The sequence below is a fragment of the Limnofasciculus baicalensis BBK-W-15 genome, from assembly GCF_024178385.1.
GTDB classification, from domain to species: domain Bacteria; phylum Cyanobacteriota; class Cyanobacteriia; order Cyanobacteriales; family Coleofasciculaceae; genus Limnofasciculus; species Limnofasciculus baicalensis.
The window spans coordinates 1-1416 of the sequence record NZ_JAMZMM010000692.1 but is presented as its reverse complement, the minus strand read 5'-3'; the positions used below and the strand labels follow the sequence as shown (position 1 = coordinate 1416).

Genomic DNA, 1416 nt, shown 5'->3' with positions numbered 1-1416 from the left:
GACCGACGCCGTTGTCGCGTTGATTGATACCCGCCGCAAGGTGCGCCCCGAAGAGTTTGCGGCGAAGGCGAAATCCTTAGGGATTTCGGATCGGAACGTGTCGGCGCTGCTCGCGATCACCTGGTGCTCGTTCCCGATTGATGAACCCCAGTGTGAGAGCCTGATGGTTCCCTTCCCGGCACAAGACGGACCCAATCCTCCAGAACCGATTGGACTCGTCGGAATGGAGTTCGAGCAAGCCGACATCTGCCTCTTTGAAGAACTTGCTCACGTCGACGCCATTGACTGGTGCGACTTGGACTTTTCGGTTGTCCGCGGCCTCGCGTACTACACCGACACCGTCTTCGAAGTCCTCGCCGATGGCGAGCGCGCGATCGCTGGCGGCGGGCGGTACGACAATCTCATCGAACTCTTCGGCGGGCCTGCGACGCCCGCGGTCGGCTTCGGCATGGGCGATGTCGTGCTGTCGCTGGTGTTGCAGGATCGCGGGTTGCTCCCCGAGGGTGATGCGTTGATGGATGCCTTGTCGCGGCCCAGCGCGAGTTACCGCCCTGATGTGTTCGTGATTCCGGCGGGGCAGTCGCCCGAGGAGCAGGAGGCGGCAGCGAAGGCCGTGCGGCCGCTGGTGGCAAAGTTGCGGCGGGGCGTGGAGAGCAAGGCGTACCAGGACAACGAGAAACGCAAGCCTTGGGATGCGGATCGGTATGCGCTCGCGAGCAACGGCGCACCGCCTTTGCACGCGCGGTCGTCGAACAAGGCAACCAAGAACATCGGCAAGTTGCTGCAGGACGCCGCAGGACAGAAGGCGAAACTCGCGGTGATCGTTGAGAATGCGGAAGAGGTCACGATCAAGGACCTTCGCACCAACCAGCAGGACGCGACGCGGACGAAGATTGCGGAGTTGGGACGCGTGGTGGCGGAGCGGTTGGGGGTGTGAAGCCCGTCAGAACCGCGACCGTGAGGGAGCGGTCGCGCGTGCGCGGCGATGTCGAGGAAGACGACTTGAATTCAGTGACAGAGCTTTGTTGCAATCCAGTTCGTCACATCATGCAGGGGGTGCCCGCTCCCTTACGGTCGCGGTTCTGATGATTCGAAATCGCGCAACTGGTCGCAACCCCGACGCCAGGGCTTGCTCTCTGGCCTCTGATAAGGCTACTTCTCCGCTGGCTGGCGCGGTTGCACCGACAACACGCGCGCCTTGAAGAGGTCGATGGCGGACTTCACGAGCGGGTGCTCGTTGATGCTCACGCGGGGTGTGGCGGATTCGGATTGCACCGGCACTTCGGCGGTTGGTTCGATCTTGATCGTGAGGCCCGCGACGGATGACGCGATCGATTCGAGTTCGCTCACGCTGCCGCGTGCGGCGGTCAGGACCTCGGCGTGGACCTTGATGCGGAGGTTTGCGGTCTTGGCGTC

General features: G+C 63.0%; 2 protein-coding genes. One reads left to right on the top strand and one right to left on the bottom strand.

Annotation, left to right across the window (positions count from 1 at the left end):
* A partial coding sequence (locus NJ959_RS29510) for an ATP phosphoribosyltransferase regulatory subunit (RefSeq protein WP_254015322.1) occupies positions 1-937 on the top strand: 937 nt, incomplete at its 5' end.
* A gap of 215 nt (positions 938-1152) precedes the next feature.
* On the opposite strand, the gene NJ959_RS29505 is transcribed toward NJ959_RS29510, so the two are convergent.
* Positions 1153-1416 (bottom strand): hypothetical protein (locus tag NJ959_RS29505; RefSeq protein WP_254015321.1); only part of this gene is annotated, 264 nt, incomplete at its 5' end.